The sequence below is a fragment of the Roseovarius maritimus genome (assembly GCF_043355895.2).
In the GTDB taxonomy this organism is placed as follows: Bacteria; Pseudomonadota; Alphaproteobacteria; order Rhodobacterales; family Rhodobacteraceae; genus Roseovarius; species Roseovarius maritimus.
This window is the reverse complement of record NZ_JBHFPF020000001.1, coordinates 885,397-901,824: the sequence shown is the minus strand read 5'-3', so window position 1 is coordinate 901,824 and position 16,428 is coordinate 885,397. Positions and strand designations below refer to the sequence as shown.

Here is a 16,428-nt window from a genome sequence, read left to right as displayed (position 1 = left end):
AAGGCCGCCTCCGAAGGGCGGCCTTGAAAGTTCGACGCATCCGATGCGTCAGCCTCTGCGACGGCGAATTTCCCATGTAAGCAGCAAAGCGGCCAGCACGGCCGCCACCGCCATCAGGCCCGACGATGCGTCGATTTCCGGTACGTTATGGGCAGGTGTCTGATTTCCCCATCCGATCTGACCCAGAATATTTTCCAGCCAGTTGTTGAACCACGAGCGGCGATCCTGCGCGGAGGCGGAGACTGAGCTGAACATCAAGAAAGCGGCCGAGGCCGGAACGATTTTATACAGAGATTTCATCACCACACCTCGGAACCAGGAAACACCTATAGCTGATACAAGCATTTGCACATTTGCGCCACATTTTTTCCATTTTGCAGCCCGGATTGGAAACAGCCGGGCCGCTAAGCTGGAAATGTCTTGTCCATGCAGACAATAGGGCGCGATTGTGCCGTAATTCCGAGCCAGCGGCGTATCTACATGCGGGTCGAAACGCTTCAGATCCACGCGGGTAAGGCCGAATCGGCTTGGTTCGGAGTGCGAGAGGCCAATGGCACGCGGGTTATTCCGCCGCGCGCAATGGTTTGCGTGTGTTGTTTGCATCATCGTTCGGATCGCTCTCAGCGTCACTATCGCCAGCATCACGCACTGAGATGATACGCTTGAGATCGTCAAGGCTCAGATCGCTCTCGGCGGTCTCCATATAGCTGTCATCAAGGGGGTCGGTGGCGCTGCCATTCTCTTCCCAGATGATCTCGGGCGCACGCACACGGCGCGCCGCACGTTGCAGGGACCAGTCTTGCGCCGCGCGGCTGGCCCGCCCCATCGAGAGGGCTGCCAGCGCCCGCGCCAGCCAGCCCGCATAGGTGCCCAGCCAGACCCGCAGCGCCAGCATCGAGGGGGTGAAGATCAGCGTCAGCACCGTGGCGATGCCGAGGCCGAAAACCACCGCCGTCGCCAGCTGCTTCCACCAGAGCGCGGTGGGGCTGTCAAAGCTGTAGCCGCCATTTGCGAAATCGAGACTGAGGCCGAACATCATCGGCGCGAGGCCCGCCATGGTGGTGATCGTCGTCAGAAGAACCGGCCTGATCCGCGCCTCTGCGGTGCGCGTGATCGCCTCGATCCGGGGCATGTAGCGGCTGAATTCCTGATAGGTATCAATGAGAACGATGTTGTTGTTCACCACGATCCCCGCCAGTGCGACGATGCCCGTGCCGGTCATGATGATCGAGAAGGTCTGACCCATCACCAGCATCCCGATCAGAACGCCCGTGGTGCTGAGGATCACCGCCAGCAGGACCAGTACCGCGTTATAGACGCTGTTGAACTGCGCCAAGAGGATGATGAACATGAGGCCGAGCGCGCCTGCAAAAGCCTTCATCAGGAAGGCGCCGGATTCCTCCTGATCCTCCTGATCACCGGTCCATTCATAGCTGACCGAGGCCGGCAGCGCGTCCGACTCGAGCCATTCGGTCAGAAACTCGATCCGCTCATTTGCAGTCAGTGGCCGCGTGGTCTCGGTGCCATCGGCCCCGAAGCGGGTGACCGTCCCGCCCGCCACGACGCCGGCCTTGACGTCGAAATAGCGCGTCTGGTCGATCCGGTCGATCTGGGCCAGCTTGGGCACCGGCTGACGGGCGATGAAGTTGGAGAGCGGCACCAGCCCCTCATTCGTGCGCACCTTTAGCGAATCGAGCGTGCTGAGCACCCGGTCGGCCTCGGGCAGGCGCACGCGGATGTCGATCTCCTCGTCAGAGGAAGGCACGCGCATCTCGCCCAGCGTCAGGCCGCGCGTGACCAGTTGCACCATCGCGCCCACTGTCGCCACATCCGCGCCGAACTGGCCTGCCTTCTCGACATCCACGTCTATCTGCCAGTCGATGCCGGGCAGGGGCAGCGTATCCTCGATCAGGGTCAGGCCGGGTGTGCGTTCGAACTTCGCGCGTGCCAGCGCGGTCGCGGCCTGCAGATCCTGCCAGTTGTCGCCCTTGAGGCGCAGATGCACGGGCTTGGCCGAGGCCGGGCCACCGGTCTGGCCGAGGATCTCGGTCTTGATGCCGGGGATGCGGGCCAGCTTGGCGGTCAGCTCCTCGATGATCTTGTCGCCGTCCACCGCCGGGTCGCTGATCTCGCGGTCCCACAGACCCCAGAGCCACGGCTGCGTGATCGTGCCGCGCTCGTCCCAGGGGGTTGTCTCGAACTGGACCTGCCCGATCGTGTCGAGCGGCGGTTGCGCGCCGCCGGTGTTGTTGTTCAGCCCGCCATCGCCGGCAAAGGCAAAGGCCGACGCGACGCCCGTCTGCGCCAGCACGATATCCTCGACCTGGCCAACCAGAGCATCGTTCTGCTCGATCGAAAGATTCCCGCGCGCGCGGACATAGACGATGGCCTGCTCGGGTTCGGATTCGACGAAGAACTCGGTGCCATTGTTGTTCTTGATGTAGAAGATCAGCGTGGTGCCGACGATGACGAAGATGGTGCCGAAAGCCACCAGGGGCATCACCGGATTGGCGACGATAGCATGGATCACCCAGCCGAACGGGCTGCGCCGATGGCCCGAGCGCACGGCGCGCGGCGCACGGCGGAAGGCGCGGGGCGTCATGCTGCGTCCCAGCCAGCGTGCGCCATTGGCGATGCGCCGCCACAGCGCCATGAGGCCCAGCAGGATCGCCGTCACCCCGGCCACTCCCATCCCCGCCAGCACGGCAGTGGCAAGCGCCAGAAGAAACGCCCACGCCAGCGTCGGCACGACCGAGCCGAGGATCGCGTTCATGTCGAGCGTGCCGAACATTCCACGGATCAGGTCCAGGAGGGAGGGTATGCCAGCCCCTGCCGCCCCCACCGCCAGTACGGCAAGCGGAAAGAGCGCCAAATGCCAGACCCACCAGCCGGTGGCGATCTGATCGAGTCGCGCGGCGACCCAGTTTTCCAGCCGACCCGTGACGCCGCCCAGCACCGGCAGATAGACCAGCGCGACGAGCAGCGAGGCCGAGAGCACGAAGATCAGGGTGACGGGCAGCATCCCCATGAACTGCCCCGGAACGCCTGGCCAGAAGAGCATGGGCAGGAATGCACAAAGCGTCGTCGCGGTCGAACTGACGACTGGCCAGAACATGCGCTTGGCCGCCTCCACATAGGCCGTCATCGGCCCCGACCCTTCGTCGATCCGGCGATCGGCATATTCGACGACGACGATGGCACCATCGACCAGCATCCCGACAGCAAGGATGAGGCCGAACATCACGATGTTCGAAATTGTAATGCCCATGACGGCCATCAGTGCAAAACAAAGCAGGAATGACGTGGGAATGGCAAACCCCACCAGAAGCGCCGGGCGGATCCCAAGGGTCGCAAGCATCACGATCATCACCAATGCGATGGCGGTTAGAACCGATCCCTCCAACTGGCTGACCATCGAATCCACGGTGCGCGACTGATCGTTCGAGGTGCCCACCTCGACGGCGGCCTTCAGCCCTTCGGGCCAGCGGCTGCGCGCCTTGGCCACGGTGGCGCGGACCAACTCGGCGGTGTCGATGATGTTGAAGCCCTTGCGCTTGACCACCTGCAGCGCGACGGTGTTCTGCCCGTTGAACCGGGCGGTGCCGAGGCGGTCCTCGAAGGTCAGGTTGATCCGCGCCACATCGCCCAGCGTCACGACACGGTTGCCGTTCACCTTGACGGGCAGGGCGTAGATATCGCGCGTGTCGTCGAAAGAGGAGGGGATCTTGACCGAGAACGCGCCGCCCTCGCTGCGCACCTCGCCTGCCGCGATCAGCAGGTTGTTGTTGCTGACAGCATTCAGCAGATCGCCCGCCGTGACATCGTAGGATTCAAGACGCAGCGGGTCGATGAGCACCTCGACCAGCTCGTCGCGCTTGCCCGCGATGCCCGCCTCCAGAATGGGTTCGAGCGATTCCAGCCGGTCCTGGAGATCATCGGCGACCTGCGCCATCGTGCGTTCGGGCACATCGCCTGTGAGGTTGACGATGATGATGGGAAATTCGCTGAAATTGATCTCGTTCAGCGAATATTTCTCGGCCCCGTCGGGGAATTTGGCCTCTGCCGCGCTCATCGCGTCGCGCACATCGGCCATGATGGCGGATTTGTCCCAGCCGAATTCGAATTCCAGCGCGACACCGGCGTAATTCTCGGCCGCGGTACTGGACATATCCTTGAGCCCGTCCAGATCGCTCAGCTCGGTCTCCATGACCTTGACCAGCAGCTTTTCGCTATCTTCGGCGGAAATGCCGGGGAAGGGAACCGAGACGAAAAGCGCGGGAATCTCGATATCCGGCTCGCCCTCCTTGGGCAGAGTGGTATAGGCAAGGCCCCCGGCCAGAAGGCTGAGCACGATGAAGGCAAGGACCATCCGCGCGCGCTGCGCGGCCCAGTCGACGATGCCGGTCACTGGATCGCCTCCGGCTGCGCGCCGTGCGGCGCGGCGGCGGCACCATCGTCAAAGCTGGCCTCGACCGGCACGCCCTCGATCACGTATTCCTGCCCGATCACAATGATGTCTACCGCCTCCGGCAGGCCGGACAGCCAGACGCCGTCCGGTGTATCGCGCATCAGGGTGATCGGCACAAAATCGGCCTCGCCCGCGGCGACGGTGCGCACGCCCAGAATGCCGGCATCGTTCAGCGTCAGCGCTGATTGCGGCAGCAGATGCGCGCTGGTCCCGTCGGACGTGATGGCAATTTCCGCCGTCTGGCCGTCGCGCAGGGTCAGATCCGGGTTGGGCACAGTGATCTCAACGCGGAAGGTGCGCGTTTCGGGATCAGCCGAGCGCGACAGGAAGGTCACCTTGCCGCCCACCTCGCGCCCCGAAACAAGGCGCGCGCCCGCCTCGGCGCCAATCTCGATCCGGTCCACCTCGGTTTCGGGCACAAAGCCGGTCAGCTTGATCGGGTCCAGCTGGATGACCGTCGCGCAGAGCGATCCGGGCTGCAGCAGGCTGCCCAGCTCGGCGGTGTCGGACTCCAGCAGGCCCGCGAAGGGCGCCGCGATTTCAAGCCGGGCCAGCTCTTCGCGGGCGGCGGCGACGGTGGCATCGGCGGCCTGAATTCCGGTGCGGGCCGCATCCAGCCCCGATTTAGCCGCCTGAACGCTGGCCTTGCCTGAACTGAGCGCGGCGCGCGTGCTGGCTACGCGGGTATCGGATGCAAATCCGCTCTCGCTTAGCCGCGACGCGGCGGTGTCGTTTATCTCGGCCTCGGCCAGCAACGCCTCGGCCTCGGCCAGCCTTGCCTCGGCCTCGGGGATGCGCGTTTCGGCCTCGGCGCGGCGGGCCTCGGCCTCGGCCAACGCGGCCTCGCGTGTGCCGGGATCAAGCCGACACAACAACTGCCCCGCCTCGACAAAGGCGCCCTTGCGCAGCGGCTCGGACACGATGCGCCCGGATGTTTCGGCGCGCACATCGACCTGCCTTTGCGCTTCGGTCTGGCCGCGCAGTATAACGGCACTGTCGATGGTCTGCGCGCGGCTGTGGATGGCAACGACGCTGACGGGGCCTTGCGCGGTCCCTTCCGAGGCGGGCTCCGTCTCGGCGCTCTGCGCGCCGCCTTCGTCACGGGCGAGCGTTGCCATCAGCCAGTCGCGCTCGAACACGAAGGCATATATCATCAGGGCCGCGACGATTGCGGCGAGGATCGAAAACAGTCGCATGCAAGTCCTCTCAGGCACTCATGGCGCTATTAGCGCATAAATTGCCCCGCGTCATGGTTCTGTTTGCGCCGCATGCAGGGGTGGTAATGCAAGAGGATACGCTAAACTTGCGGGTTCAGATTTCTTTTCTGTACTGGCCGGGCGGATTTCTGCCCGCACTCGCGGCCATAGGGCTGGGTTTGCACCGGGCGAGGCGGCCCTTGGCACGCGCCCAATGAACGGCTAAGAGGGGGAAAACCGCAGTAAGTCAAGGCAGGCGCCCCTCCCGTGAGCAATAACGACAGTTTCATCGAAGAGGTGAGCGAGGAGGTCCGCCGCGACCGTCTCTTTGCCATCATGCGCCGCTATGGCTGGATCGCGATCCTGGCCGTCCTGATTTTGGTGGGCGGCGCAGCCTATAACGAATGGCGCAAGGCGCAGGAGCGCGCCGAGGCTGAGGCGTTGGGCGATGCGATGCTGGCCGCGCTCGAGACCGAAGACCGCAGCGCGCGGGCGGATGCCCTGAGCGCGGTAGAGCCTGCCGGGCCGGGCAGTGCGGCGGTCCTCCAGATGATGGCCGCGGCCGAGGCGTTGCAGGACGACCCGAAAGGCGCGTCCGAGCGCCTGATGGGCATTGCGAAGATGACGGATATCACGCCGGTCTATCGCCAGATCGCCACGCTGAAGGCGGTGATGATCTCCGAAAACGGCATGGATGCAGAGACACGCCGAGCCCGGCTGGAAGAATTGGCGCTGGGCGGCGGTGTGATCCGCCTCTTGGCCGAAGAACAACTGGCCTATCTCGAGATCGAGGCGGGCAATGAGGCGGCGGCGATCGAGCGGCTCAATGCCATCTCTGCGGATGCCGAGGCAACGCCGGGCTTGCGCCGCCGGGCGACACAAGTGATTGTTGCGCTGGGCGGCGAGCCGGTCGTGCCGGACGGCAGCGCAGCCAGCGCGCCCGCCGAGTCGGCAGGCGATGCGGTGAATACAGACGCCAGCGAGTGAGTGGCGCAGAGGCCCGGCCGCCAGCACGCAGCGAGGCGGCAAGGCTGTGAAAGCAAAACGGGGACGACCAGACATGCACGCGGTGACACGGAAATCAAAGCCCCTCGGCTGGCTCAGCGTATTGATCCTTCTGGCCGCCTGCTCGGAGCCGGACCCGATCCTGCCCGGCAAGCGTGAGGGCCTGCGCGAAGTGCTGAAAACCGATCAGGCAGAAGCTGCGGCCAGTGAAGTTGTCGGTGCCTCCGGCCCGAACATGGCCGCGCCTGCGCGTCTGCCCAGTCAGCGCGCAAATGCTGAATGGACGCAGCGCATCGGCACGCCCGCCACGCGGACGGCGCATCCGGCCCTCTCGGCCTCGCCCAACCTGATCTGGTCCGCGCCGATCGGCGCCGGGGATGGCCAGCGCCGCCGCATTACCGCCGACCCCGTGGTCGCGGGCGGGCGCATCTTTGCGATGGACGCCTCCGCAACGGTGAGCGCAACAGCGCCCAACGGCGCGACACTCTGGACCTCCAGCCTTGTGCCTGCCACCGATTCGCCCACTGACGGCAGCGGCGGCGGCCTTGCCTATGGCGACGGCAAACTCTTTGCCTCCTCCGGATTTGGCCGCCTCACCGCGCTCGACCCCACAACCGGCGCTGTCCTGTGGAAGCAGGAGTTGATGGAAACGGCGACCGCGAACCCAACCGTCATGGGCAAGCTGGTCTATGTCGTCGCGGGCGACGGAACCGCCTGGGCGCTGGACACGGATACGGGCCGCATCGGGTGGCAACTGACCGCCGCGCCCAATATCAACAATATCCTCGGCGGCCCCGCGCCTGCGGTGTCGGACAAATATGCCGTCTTCGCTTTCGGCTCGGGCGAGGTACAGGGCGCGTTCCGCAAGGGTGGTCTGCGCCTTTGGGATGCGGCTATCGCAGGCCAGCGCGACGGCCTTGCGCAAAGCCGCGTGACCGACATCACCGGCGATCCGGTGATCTATGGCGACCGCGTCTACGTCGGCAACCAGTCGGGCCGTATGGCAGCGCTGCGTCTTGCCAATGGCGACCGTATCTGGACCGCGAATGAAGGCCCGATGAGCCCGGTCTGGCCTACCGACGACTCGGTCTATCTGGTCTCGGACAAGAACGAGCTGGTGCGCCTGCGTGCCGAGGATGGCAGCCGCGTCTGGGGCACGAAACTGCCCCTTTTCGTCAAGTCCAAGCCCAAGCGCCAGGCCGAGGTTTTTGCCCATTACGGGCCCGTTCTGGCCGGTGGTCAGCTGGTTGTCGCCTCGAATGACGGGTATCTGCGGTTCTTCGATCCTGTCACCGGCGGCTTGCGCGGCAGCGTTGCCGTGCCGGGCGGCGCCACTACGAATCCGGTCGTTGCGGGCGGTGTTCTCTACGTGGTCGGCACGAACGGACAACTGCACGCTTTCCGCTGACGCCGTATTGCACTATGAGGGCGGCTTGATCCGTCTCGGAGCAGATACATGACTTTCAGTCTCGCCATCGTGGGGCGCCCCAATGTGGGCAAATCCACGCTGTTCAACCGCCTTGTGGGCAAGCGTCTGGCGCTGGTCGATGACCAGCCCGGCGTCACGCGCGATCTGCGCGAGGGCGCGGCGCGTCTGGGCGATCTGCGCTTTACCGTGATCGATACCGCCGGCCTCGAGGAGGCGACGGACGAATCGCTGCAAGGCCGGATGCGCAAGCTGACAGAGCGTGCGGTGGACATGGCCGATGTGTGTCTTTTCATGATCGACGCGCGCACCGGGGTCACGCCCACGGACGAGGTTTTTGCCGATATCCTGCGCAAGCGGTCCAAGCATGTGATCCTGGCCGCCAACAAGGCCGAGGGCTCGGCCGCTGATGGTGGGGTGATCGAGGCTTATGGGTTGGGGCTGGGCGAGCCCATTCGCCTGTCCGCCGAGCATGGCGAGGGTCTGAACGATCTCTACTCGGTGCTGATGCCGCTGGCCGATGGTTTCGCCGAGCGGGCCGAGGCTGACGCGCCCGAGGTTGATGTTGCGGTGGATGAAGAGGGCGATGTCGACGCGCCCCGCGTGCCGACCGCGAAAAAGCCTCTGCAGATCGCTGTCGTGGGCCGGCCCAATGCCGGGAAATCCACGCTGATCAACAAGATCCTTGGCGAAGAGCGCCTGCTGACCGGCCCCGAGGCGGGGATCACGCGCGATGCCATCTCGCTTCAGATCGAGTGGGACGGGTTGCACACCCGCATTTTCGACACGGCGGGCATGCGCAAGAAGGCACGCGTACAGGAAAAGCTGGAGAAGCTGAGCGTTGGCGATGGCTTGCGGGCCGTGAAATTTGCCGAGGTCGTGATCGTGCTGCTGGACGCTGCGATTCCGTTCGAGCAGCAGGATCTGCGCATCGCCGATCTGGCCGAGCGCGAGGGGCGCGCCGTGGTCGTCGCCGTCAACAAATGGGACGTCGAGCCGGAAAAGCAGCAAAAGCTGCGCGATCTGCGCGAGAGTTTTGAGCGCCTTCTGCCGCAGCTGCGGGGCGCGCCCATGGTCACCGTCTCTGCCAAGACGGGCAAGGGGCTGGACCGGCTGCGCGCCGCCGTTGAGAAGGCACATGACGTATGGAACCGTCGCATCACCACGGCGCAACTGAACCGCTGGCTGACCGGGATGCTGGAGCAGCACCCGCCACCCGCACCGGGCGGCAAGCGCATCAAGATGCGCTACATGACGCAGGCCAAGACGCGGCCCCCCGGCTTTGTCGTAATGTGCAGCCACCCCGACAAGCTGCCCGAAAGCTATACGCGCTATCTGGTCAACGGTCTGCGCGTCGATTTCGACATGCCGGGCACGCCGATCCGCCTGCATATGCGCAGCCAGAGTGACAAAAACCCCTACAAGGCCAAGAAAAAGGCCGGGCCATCAGCGTTGCGCAAGCATATGAGCAAGCCGGGCAAATAAGGACCCGGCAGCGCTCAGGCCCGGCTTATGTTCTTGCCGCCGAGCGCTATCAGACCTGCTGCGCCGACTGCTGCAAGAATTAGTACCGACATCGAGCCGTCTTGGGCGTTCTGCACGCAGACGCCGATCAGCGCCCAGATGACACCCGCCAGAAAGCCGAACGCATCGGGACGCTGGCGCGCGATCAATAGAGCCAGCCCCAGCGCGATCAGCAGCGCAATGATGGCGGCCAATACCTGGTCCATGCCGCCATAGCCCGCCGCCATCAGCCCCAGAGACACGCTGGAGGCCGCTGTCAGCCACCCGGCATAAAGCGCGACAGGCGCGCGGCCCAGCCACGCATCTGTGCCCGTCCCCGAAGGCGCGCGCAGCACGGCCCAGACGGCGAAAACCCACATCACCCAGATCAGGATTGTGGCCCAGATCGAGCTGCTCACGGCGATGGGCAACCAGGTAATGCCTACCGCCAGCGTCACCAACAGCGGCACGCGCATCGCAGCCCAGTCCGCATCTTTGCGCCTTTGCCAAAGGCCATAGGCGGCCCCCGCGATCAGCCATGCGTAGATCAGCCCCCAGATGCCAAAGGCATAGCCCGCAGGCTGCACGGGGGGATCGATCTGCGGGATAGGGAACTGATCGGCATCAAAGCCCCCGAAACCGGGGGCCAGAAGCGGCGACAGCGCAAAGCCGATGGCGGCGAGAAGGACGAGAATGGGCATGGGCAAAAACCTGACTTGAATAAAGGCGTTGGGAAAAGAACCGCGCGCGCCGCGCTGCGGTTCCCTCACCCGGCTTCAGACCAGCTGGCCCTCGGCGCTGAGCACCGATTTGCCGCCCAGATAGGGATGCAGCACCTCGGGCAGGCGCACGGCGCCATCCGATTGCTGGCCGTTCTCCAGTACCGCGATCAGGCAGCGCCCCACGGCAAGGCCCGAGCCATTCAGCGTATGCACGAATTGCGGCTTGCCGCCGTCCGCCGGCTTGAAACGTGCGTTCATGCGCCGCGCCTGAAAATCGCCGCAGATCGACACGGAAGATATCTCGCGGTAGGTGTCCTGACCAGGCAGCCAGACCTCGATGTCATGGGTGCGCCGCGCGCCAAAGCCCATGTCGCCGGTGCAAAGCACGATGGTGCGGTAGGGCAGGCCCAGCCGCTCAAGGATGCCCTCGGCGCAGCCGGTCATGCGATCGAGCTCGTCCCGGCTGGTATCGGGATGCGTGATGCTGACCATCTCGACCTTTTCGAACTGGTGCTGGCGCAGCATGCCGGATGTGTCGCGGCCCGCGCTGCCGGCCTCGGAGCGGAAGCATTGCGTATGCGCGACCATGCGGTGGGGAAGGCTGGCCTGATCCACCACCTCGCCATTGACGGTGTTGGTCAGCGTTACTTCGGCGGTCGGCACCAACCACCAGCCATCGGTGGTCTTGTAGCTGTCCTCGCCGAATTTCGGCAGCTGCCCGGTGCCATACATCATCTCCTCGCGCACCAGCACGGGGGTCCATGTCTCCTGCAGGCCGTTCTCGTCGATATGCGTATCGAGCATGAATTGCGCCAGCGCCCGGTGGATGCGCGCGACCGCGCCCGAGAGTACGACGAAGCGCGCGCCCGAAAGCTTGGCGCCCATCTCGAAATCCATGCCGGGGACGACGCCCGCGAGCTCGTAATGTTCTTTGGGTGCGAAGTCGTAGGTGGCGGGCGTGCCCCAGCGGCGCAGCTCCACGTTATCCGCCTCGTCCTCGCCATCGGGCACATCGTCAAACGGGAGGTTCGGCAGCTCCAGCAACATATCGGTCAGCTGCGCGTCCAGCGCCTTGGCCTCGGCCTGCATCTGGGCCACCTCGGCCTTTTTCTCGCCCACGAGGGCGCGCAAGCGCTCGAATTCGGCCTCGTCACCCTTGGCCTTGGCGGCGCCTACTTCCTTGGAGGCCTTGTTCTGCTCGGATTGCGCGCCCTCGGCGGCGGCGATCCTGGCGCGGCGCGCCTCATCGACGGCCAGGATATCGGCCGAGGCGGCCCCCCCTCCGCGCCGGGTCAGGGCCGCGTCAAAGGCGGCGGGATTGTCTCGGATCGCACGGATATCATGCATGGCTGGGTCTCCTCAGGCGGATGAATCGGGTTTTGCCCGCGTTATGCACCAGTTTACGCGCCGCGCGCCAGCCCGCGCTCGGACCACAGGAAGATCGCCAGCGCCAGCACGCCCACCGTGCCGAACCCGGCCAGAAGCGGAAAGACCGTGCCGTTGAATTGCTGTCCGATCACGTAGGAGATAGGCAGCGCGATGAAATTCGACACCGACCCGATCAGCGCGGCGCCAAGGCCCGCCATATGGCCCAGAGGCTCCATCGCGATGGCGTTGAAATTGCCAAAGAGGATGCCGACGCAGAAGAACGATGCGATCAGCCAGCCGATGAAGAGCAGCAGGGGCGGCGCGCCGCCCCAGAGCGTTGCGGGAAGGACGAAGATGAGCGCCAGCGCGATCAATCCCATCAGCGCGCAGCGCGTGAGGAACCGCATGCCCAGCCGCATCACCAGCATCGAGTTGACCACGGCGGCCCCGCCGATCGAGAGGGCCGTCATCCCGAAATAGAGCGGGAAAAACACGCCCGCGTTATAGACCACCTCGTAGACCTGTTGCGCGGTGCTGAGATAGGCGAGGAATGCGCCGAAAATCATCCCAAGCGCCAGCGTGTTGCCGATGGCGGTGCGATTGCGCGCAATCTCTTTCAGCCCGTGCCAGATCGCGCGGGCCGAGAAGGGGCGCCGCTCGTGGCGAGGCAGCGTCTCGGGCTGGCGCAGGGCAAACCAGCTGCCCGCCGCCAGCGCCAGCGCGATCAGCACGAGGAAGGTGGCGCGCCAGCCGCTGAGATAGATCACGACCTGCCCAAGAGCGGGTGCAATGGTGGGAACAAGGATAAACACGGCCATCACGAAGGACATGATGCGCGCCATGCTGCGCCCCTCATATCCATCGCGCACCAGTGCCAGCGTCACGATGCGGGGGCTTGCCGCGCCGAGGCCCTGCAGCACGCGGCCGGTGATCATCATCTCCCAACTGGTAGCGACCAGCGACAGGATGCAGCCGATGATGAAGATGGCATAGCCCAGATAGATGATCGGCTTGCGCCCGAAACTGTCAGAAAGCGGACCGGCCAGCGCCTGTCCCGCCGCAAAGCCAAGAAAGAGCGACGAGACGATCAGCTGCACGTCATTGACCGCATCTACCCCCAGATCATGCCCGATCATGCCAAGTCCCGGCAGCATCAAGTCGGTCGAGAGCGCGACGATCGAGATCATCATCGCCAGCATGATGACGAATTCGGGCAGGTTCAGCGGTGTGGTCGGGGTGCGCATGGAGGGGCCTTTCCGGGGGCATTGCGAGTCCCGCTCCGGGCAGGCCATGAGGCCGGGTTACGCCCCGGCGCGTCTCAGGTCCAGCGCAATTCGGAGGGCCGGATCTCGAACGCGAGGTGATGCGCCCCCCCTTCGAGGCCCTCTGCCGTGTGGTTGGTCAGGGTGCGCCAATAAGGCTGCACGGTCACCGCATCGGCGCGCACCAGCGCCTCGAGCCGGGCCATGATCGTGCGGCGCGCCTCGATGTCGAGCGTCGCCAGCGCCTCGTCCAGCAGCGCGTCGAATTCGGGATTGGACCAGCCGAACTCATTCCACGGCTCGCCCGAGCGATAGGCCAGCGCATATGTTTGTACGGCAAGCGGCCGGTGACCCCAATCGGTCGTGCTGAAGGGAAAATTCGCCCATCCGGCCCAGTAAACCGGGCCTGGCAGGATCGTGCGGCGCACCTTGATGCCCGCGTCCTGCAGCAGCGCTTCGGCGGCGTCCGCAGTGTTGCGCCGCCAGCTGTCGTCAATCGAGACCAGCTCGTGCACGAAATCATGCATCCCGGCCTGGATCATCATCTGACGCGCGCCCGCCGGATCATGGAGTGGCGCGGGCATCGGCGCATAGGCGGGGTGGAGCGGCGAGACATGGTGGTTCTCGGCCACCTCGCCCCGATCCGCGTGGCCCAGCTCCAGCAGGACGGCATTGTCCATGGCCAGTTGCAGCGCGCGTCGCACACGCAGATCAGCGTAAGGACGGGTGCCGTTCACCTCGGCCCGCTGGTTGGCGCGGATGACCACGGTGGCGGCGGTGCGAATGTCATGGGTGCGCCAAGTATCGAGGCCGGCAAACACATTGATATAGGTGCCCTCGATCGAATGGGTCATGTCGATCAGGTCGGCCTCGGCGGCGGCAAAGGCAGCCAGCGGATCGGTGCCGGTATCGACGAATTCGATCCGCTCCATCCACGCGCCGTTCCCGGCGTTCCACCAGTCATGCGCGTCGTTGCGCACCAGCACCGCGCGCTGGCCCGGCACCAGCATCTCGGGCAGGTAAGGCCCGGTGCCGACGGGGTTTTCCAGCATCGTCTCGGCGTCGAAGCCCTCGGGCACGATGGCGGCGGGGTAGTCGGCCATGCCCGCAATCAGCGAGATATCCGGGCGTGGCAGGGTCAGCTCGACCGTGTGGCTGTCCGTCTGCGTGATGGCGCCCTCAAGGGCGCGGCCAGTCTCGGGATCGATCAGAACGTCAAAGCGGCCCGCCATGGAATTGCCCTTGGCGCCCCGCTCGCACCAGCGGGCGATGTTGCGCGCGACATCGGCGGCGGTAAAGGGCGTGCCGTCATTCCAGCTCACGCCCCGCCGCACGTTCAGGGTATAGTGTGCGGCATCATCCGAGATGCGCCAATCTTCCAGCAAGCGGGGCAGGAAGGTGCCGTCATTTTCATAGCTGACAAGATATTCCAGCCAGCCGCGGGTGAAATTCGCCGCCTGATACCAGTCGAACATGCGCGGGTCCGACACGTCGCGCACCAGCATCTGGATGCGTACCGAAGCGCGCGTGTTCTCGGGACTGCGCCCCTCCGTGCGCTCCGCGCCCTCCTGCGCGGCCGCGGGCGCAGGCAGGCCCAGGAGGCCGTAGGCCGTCGCCGCGCTGGCGCCGAATGCGCTGGCCAGGGACAGGAACTCGCGCCGGTCCGTCCGTTTCAGGGTGCCGCCCTGTTCGCGCGCCCCGCGCCGCAGCCTGGCGGCCTGCTGGCGCAGCCAGTCGGGCAGCGGGCGGTCTGGGCGGGTGCGTCTCATCAGGGCGTCTCCGGCGGTGGGGCCGGGATTCGCAGCGCTCCGGCGTTCTTATTTGTTCCCCAATGCCGGCCAAAGTGCAATCGCCGGTCAGGTCGCGCTGCCTTCAGGCGGATCGGGCAGGGCGGGTGCGCTGAAGGGCGCATCGCCCATTCCCTCGGCCTTTGCCGCGCGCCGGGCGGCGGGGCGCACCTCGACCTCGCGGCAGATCCGCATCAGCCTCGGCAGGGCGGCACGGGCGAACCACGCCGTGTCCCCGACGGGATAGAGCGCGCACCAGCGCAGGAGCGGCGCAAGATAGAGGTCGATCATCGAGGGCGCATCGCCGCCAAAGAAAGGCCCCGCCGCCGCGCACTCCATCTGCGCCAGATGCCCAAGGATCAGCCCGCGCATATGGCGGCGCATCCGCTCCTCGGCGCCGGGGCAATATTTTTCTGGATAGAACGTCATCCGCAGCGCCGGGTGCAGGGTATTGGCCACAAAGATCAGCCATTTCAGGAAATCGCCGCGCCCGCACGCGTCCGGCAAAGGCGCCAGCACGCCGGGCGCGCGCCCATCCAGCCAGAGCAGGATCGCGGCCGTCTCGAAGATCGCGCCCTCCGGCGTTTCCAGCGCGGGGATGAGGCCATGCGGATTGATCCGGCGGTAGGCCGGGCCCTGCTGCGCGCGGGCGGCGCGGTCGACCAACCTGGTTTCAAAGGGCAGGCCCAGCTCTTCGAGCGCGAGGCGCACGATCAGGGAGGCGTTGTCGGGGGCGTAATGCAGGATGAGGCTCATGAGAGGCATGTTACCCGCCCCGCGCACGGCGCCAAGAGGCGAGTGCAGTCGCCGCGCCTGATTGCCTCTCGCACGATTGGGCCATAAAGCCTATAACGACGCAGAAACAACTGGGAGTCGCCGCCATGTCCGGACAATTGTCACCCATCGACAAGGCCAAGTTCGTCGCCGCCAAGAAGGCGGTCGATTATGTCGAGGACGGCATGCGGGTGGGTCTTGGGACGGGGTCGACCGCCGCGTGGATGGTGCGCTGCCTCGGGGAGTTGGTGCGCGAGGGCGGCCTCAAGATTCGCGGCGTGCCCACCTCCACCCGTACCGCCGAGCTGGCCCGCGAGGTTGGCATCGAGGTGATCAGCCTTGACGAGGCCAAGTGGCTGGACTTGACCATCGACGGCGCCGACGAGTTCGACAGTGAACTCAACCTGATCAAGGGCGGCGGTGGCGCTCTCCTGCAAGAAAAGATCGTGGCGACGGCGAGCGACCAGATGATCGTGATCGCGGACGCGGCCAAGGAAGTGGGCCATCTGGGTGCCTTTCCCCTGCCGGTCGAGGTGATTCCCTTTGGCTGGCAGACCAGCCGCGCGCTGATCGAGGAAATGCTGATCTCGGTCGATGTGCTGGGCCGCGACGTGACGCTGCGGATGAATGGCGATCATCCCTACGTCACCGATGAGGGCAACCATATCCTTGATCTGCATCTGGGCCGGATCGGCAATGCACGGCAGCTGGCCATGGTGCTGAACCAGATCCCTGGCGTGGTTGAAAACGGGCTGTTCGTCGATATCTGCGACGTGGTCGTGATCGGCCATGGCGATGGGCGGGTCGAACTGCGCGACATCAACGAAGGCACGATTGAGCAAGACAGGCTTGATTTCGTGGAATCCGACAATTTGTTCAAGGACATGATGGATTGATACCGAGTCAGTATTCTCCAA

General features: G+C 65.2%; 12 protein-coding genes. 4 read left to right on the top strand and 8 right to left on the bottom strand.

What is annotated here, in order from left to right:
• Nucleotides 1–48: 48 nt before the first annotated feature.
• From ACEWPM_RS04440 to ACEWPM_RS04430, 3 genes are read right to left on the bottom strand one after another with little or no spacing between them, the layout of a single operon-like run.
• The gene (locus ACEWPM_RS04440; protein ID WP_393963440.1) at nucleotides 49–507 is read right to left on the bottom strand and encodes a VPEID-CTERM sorting domain-containing protein; all 459 of its coding nucleotides are present in this window, start codon (nucleotides 505–507) and stop codon (nucleotides 49–51) included.
• A gap of 55 nt (nucleotides 508–562) precedes the next feature.
• Nucleotides 563–4,408, bottom strand: coding sequence for an efflux RND transporter permease subunit (locus ACEWPM_RS04435; RefSeq protein ID WP_393963441.1), 3,846 nt, complete (start codon nucleotides 4,406–4,408; stop codon nucleotides 563–565).
• Entirely contained in the window at nucleotides 4,405–5,664 is a 1,260-nt protein-coding gene (locus ACEWPM_RS04430; protein WP_393963442.1) for an efflux RND transporter periplasmic adaptor subunit, read from the bottom strand. Before ACEWPM_RS04430 ends, ACEWPM_RS04435 begins: the two co-directional genes overlap by 4 nt.
• A 267-nt stretch (nucleotides 5,665–5,931) precedes the next feature.
• On the opposite strand from ACEWPM_RS04430, the gene ACEWPM_RS04425 reads away from it, so the two are divergent.
• The 3 genes from ACEWPM_RS04425 (at nucleotide 5,932) to der (ending at nucleotide 9,580) form a co-directional block, all read left to right on the top strand.
• Nucleotides 5,932–6,651, top strand: a complete 720-nt coding sequence (locus tag ACEWPM_RS04425) for a hypothetical protein (protein WP_393963443.1) — start codon at nucleotides 5,932–5,934, stop codon at nucleotides 6,649–6,651.
• A gap of 73 nt (nucleotides 6,652–6,724) precedes the next feature.
• Nucleotides 6,725–8,077, top strand: coding sequence for a PQQ-like beta-propeller repeat protein (locus ACEWPM_RS04420; RefSeq protein WP_393963444.1), 1,353 nt, complete (start codon nucleotides 6,725–6,727; stop codon nucleotides 8,075–8,077).
• Nucleotides 8,078–8,125: 48 nt separating this feature from the next.
• Complete coding sequence (gene der, locus ACEWPM_RS04415; RefSeq protein ID WP_393963445.1) at nucleotides 8,126–9,580, top strand: ribosome biogenesis GTPase Der; 1,455 nt, start codon at nucleotides 8,126–8,128, stop codon at nucleotides 9,578–9,580.
• Between the two features lie 14 nt (nucleotides 9,581–9,594).
• Here der and ACEWPM_RS04410 read toward each other — a convergent pair whose 3' ends face one another.
• The 5 genes from ACEWPM_RS04410 to ACEWPM_RS04390 form a co-directional block, all read right to left on the bottom strand.
• Nucleotides 9,595–10,299: a hypothetical protein gene (locus tag ACEWPM_RS04410; protein WP_393963446.1), complete on the bottom strand. Its 705-nt coding sequence runs from the start codon at nucleotides 10,297–10,299 to the stop codon at nucleotides 9,595–9,597.
• A 75-nt stretch (nucleotides 10,300–10,374) separates the two neighbouring features.
• On the bottom strand, nucleotides 10,375–11,667 hold the full coding sequence (serS, locus tag ACEWPM_RS04405) for a serine--tRNA ligase (RefSeq protein ID WP_393963447.1): 1,293 nt from the start codon (nucleotides 11,665–11,667) through the stop codon (nucleotides 10,375–10,377).
• Between the two features lie 53 nt (nucleotides 11,668–11,720).
• Entirely contained in the window at nucleotides 11,721–12,932 is a 1,212-nt protein-coding gene (locus ACEWPM_RS04400) for a multidrug effflux MFS transporter (RefSeq protein ID WP_393963448.1), read from the bottom strand.
• Nucleotides 12,933–13,006: 74 nt separating this feature from the next.
• A complete protein-coding gene (locus ACEWPM_RS04395) occupies nucleotides 13,007–14,719 on the bottom strand; it encodes an ABC transporter substrate-binding protein (RefSeq protein ID WP_393963449.1) in 1,713 nt (570 codons plus the stop codon).
• 87 nt (nucleotides 14,720–14,806) lie between these two features.
• The gene (locus ACEWPM_RS04390; RefSeq protein ID WP_393963450.1) at nucleotides 14,807–15,502 is read right to left on the bottom strand and encodes a glutathione S-transferase family protein; all 696 of its coding nucleotides are present in this window, start codon (nucleotides 15,500–15,502) and stop codon (nucleotides 14,807–14,809) included.
• A 116-nt stretch (nucleotides 15,503–15,618) separates the two neighbouring features.
• Between ACEWPM_RS04390 and rpiA the strand changes: the two genes are divergently transcribed.
• Nucleotides 15,619–16,407 carry a ribose-5-phosphate isomerase RpiA gene (rpiA, locus tag ACEWPM_RS04385; protein WP_393963451.1) on the top strand — a complete coding sequence of 263 codons (789 nt, stop codon included), beginning with the start codon at nucleotides 15,619–15,621 and terminating at the stop codon, nucleotides 16,405–16,407.
• Nucleotides 16,408–16,428: the final 21 nt, after the last annotated feature.

Coding starts and splice junctions, on each gene's coding strand:
- ACEWPM_RS04430 (WP_393963442.1), bottom strand. CDS start 5,664: ATGCGACTGTTTTCGATCCTCGCCGCAATCGTCGCGGCCCTGATGATA.
- ACEWPM_RS04420 (WP_393963444.1), top strand. CDS start 6,725: ATGCACGCGGTGACACGGAAATCAAAGCCCCTCGGCTGGCTCAGCGTA.
- der (WP_393963445.1), top strand. CDS start 8,126: ATGACTTTCAGTCTCGCCATCGTGGGGCGCCCCAATGTGGGCAAATCC.
- ACEWPM_RS04410 (WP_393963446.1), bottom strand. CDS start 10,299: ATGCCCATTCTCGTCCTTCTCGCCGCCATCGGCTTTGCGCTGTCGCCG.
- serS (WP_393963447.1), bottom strand. CDS start 11,667: ATGCATGATATCCGTGCGATCCGAGACAATCCCGCCGCCTTTGACGCG.
- ACEWPM_RS04400 (WP_393963448.1), bottom strand. CDS start 12,932: ATGCGCACCCCGACCACACCGCTGAACCTGCCCGAATTCGTCATCATG.
- ACEWPM_RS04395 (WP_393963449.1), bottom strand. CDS start 14,719: ATGAGACGCACCCGCCCAGACCGCCCGCTGCCCGACTGGCTGCGCCAG.
- ACEWPM_RS04390 (WP_393963450.1), bottom strand. CDS start 15,502: ATGCCTCTCATGAGCCTCATCCTGCATTACGCCCCCGACAACGCCTCC.
- rpiA (WP_393963451.1), top strand. CDS start 15,619: ATGTCCGGACAATTGTCACCCATCGACAAGGCCAAGTTCGTCGCCGCC.